This is a genomic window from Rubrivirga sp. (assembly GCF_049648075.1).
GTDB lineage: Bacteria > Bacteroidota > Rhodothermia > Rhodothermales > Rubricoccaceae > Rubrivirga.
This window is the reverse complement of record NZ_JBARYR010000768.1, coordinates 1-2,086: the sequence shown is the minus strand read 5'-3', so window position 1 is coordinate 2,086 and position 2,086 is coordinate 1. Positions and strand designations below refer to the sequence as shown.

Here is a 2,086-nt window from a genome sequence, read left to right as displayed (position 1 = left end):
GCCGCTCGGTCGTCTGGCGGAGCACGGCCTCGAGGGCGCCGGTCGCCCCGACCTGAACGGAGGGGGCGATAAAGTCACGCCGGGCCTCGAAGCTACCGTCGGCGCCCCGGCCGATCTCGGCGATGGGGACGGTGACGTAGTCCTCGCGCGGCTCGCCCTCGAACAGGACGCGTGCGTTGAGCCGGCCGACCTGGACGTCGCGGTCGTCGGCGCCCGTCGTGTCGTCGACGACGGAGATGGCCTCGGCGATGAACCGGGTCTCCCGACGAGCGGCGGCGCCCTCGAGCAAGACGTTGGCGCCTCCGGCGCGGAAGGACGGGACGCCGAGGTAGACGGTGACGCTCTCGGCCGTCGGGCCGAGCCCGTCGCGGACGTCGCGGGTGGCGGGGAGCGGCGCGTCCTGGGGAAACCGGAACGGGAGCCCGTCCGGCATGACGCCCTGTGCGCCCAGGACGGCGACCTCACCATTCGCCAACCGGTCGGCGTCGATCTCGAGGTGCGCGAGCCCCCAGCCGTAGCGGGCGACCGCGTCGACGCGCGCGTCGATCTCGGCGCGGACAGCGCGGTCCCATTGTTGGAGGTGGTGCGGGTCGAGGGTCATCCCCTCGTACCAGACGACGCGACGGCGGTCGGACACGGGCAGGCGAGCGTTGGGAGCGGCGCGGCGCGAGAGCACGCCGCCGCTCTGATATACAGAGAACGGCCGGATAGTCAGTCATCCGCCCTCGAGGTCGCGCCCTCTTCTACGGGATCGTCCTCGAGGACGGATCGGACGCGTGGTCGGAAAAAGGTAGGGGCGCGTGACCGGTCGCGGCCAAGAACGGTGCGTACCCAGGTGGAGGCGACCGGATCGGCCCTCCGACTTCGTCCATCTCACCTCTGATTCCATGCGACTCTCTACCCTCCGGCTCGCCGTCTTGGCTGTGACCTTGCTTCCCGCCTCGGCCCTCGCCCAAGCCATCATCTACGTCGACGCCGACGCCATCGGCGCCGAGGACGGCTCGTCGTGGGCCAACGCGTTCGAGGAGCTCGACGAGGCCCTCGAGGCCGCGACCGCCCCGGCCCAGATCTGGGTCGCCGAGGGCATCTACGTCCCGACGGACGATCCCGACCGGACCGAGTCGTTCCGGCTCAAGAGCGGCGTCGCCGTCCTGGGCGGCTTCAACGGGACGGAGACGAGCGCCGACCAGCGGACGCCCGACCCCGACGAGGGCGGGACGGTCCTCTCGGGCGACATTGGCGTCGAGGGCGACGACTCCGACAACAGCTACCACGTTGTGAGCGCGATCGGTGTGGACGAGACGGCCGTTCTCGACGGCTTCCTCGTCACCGGCGGGAATGCCGACGGCACCGTGCCGAACGACCGCGGCGGCGGCCTGACCAACTCCGACCTTGGGACGTCAAACGGCTATCCGACGCTGCGCAACGTCTCGTTCGCCGAGAACACAGCGCTCTTCGGTGGCGGTGCCTACCTCCTCGTCGCCCCTAGGGCCATCACCATGGAGGACGTGGAGTTCAAGGAGAACCACGCCCTCTTCCAGGGCGGCGGACTCTTCTCAGGCGCTGCGATCAACGCCAGCGGTATCGAGTTTGAGGAGAACGTCGCCAACCAGCGCGGCGGCGGCGCGTACATCTCCCCCTTCAACGGGCTCCCATCCGTCTTCCGTGACGTCGAGTTCGACAGCAACGTGGCGGGCAGCCTCGATAACCCCGGCGAGCCGGGCCGAGGCGCCGGGTTCTACACCCAGAACGACCCGACCCTGACGATCATCGACGCCGAGTTCGAACGCAACCGATCGATCGGAAACTTCGGCGACGGGGCCGGCTTCCTCGTTCAAGGGGGCACGGTCAACGTCGTCAACGCCGTCTTCAACGGCAACACGGCGCGAGCTGGCGCAGCGTTCATGACGCGCAACGTCGGCGGCGCTGGTGCGACGCTGACCGTCACGAACGTGGTCGTCGCCGGTAACCAGGGCGCGGAAGAAACGTGGGGCGTCATCGACCTCAACGACGGCACGGAGACCACGCTCGCCCAACTCACCATGAGCGGCAACGACGGGTTCGCCGCGTTGCGCGTCGGGGGAGA

1 protein-coding gene and 1 pseudogene are annotated in these 2,086 nt (G+C 69.5%); one reads left to right on the top strand and one right to left on the bottom strand.

The genetic code is table 11. From position 1 onward, the window contains the following. On the bottom strand, positions 1–637 hold a 637-nt coding region (gene tssK, locus WBA11_RS20265), incomplete at its 3' end, for a type VI secretion system baseplate subunit TssK (protein WP_424522440.1). A gap of 250 nt (positions 638–887) precedes the next feature. Between tssK and WBA11_RS20260 the strand changes: the two are divergent. Beyond that, positions 888–2,086: pseudogene (locus tag WBA11_RS20260) on the top strand (hypothetical protein); the annotation flags it as partial.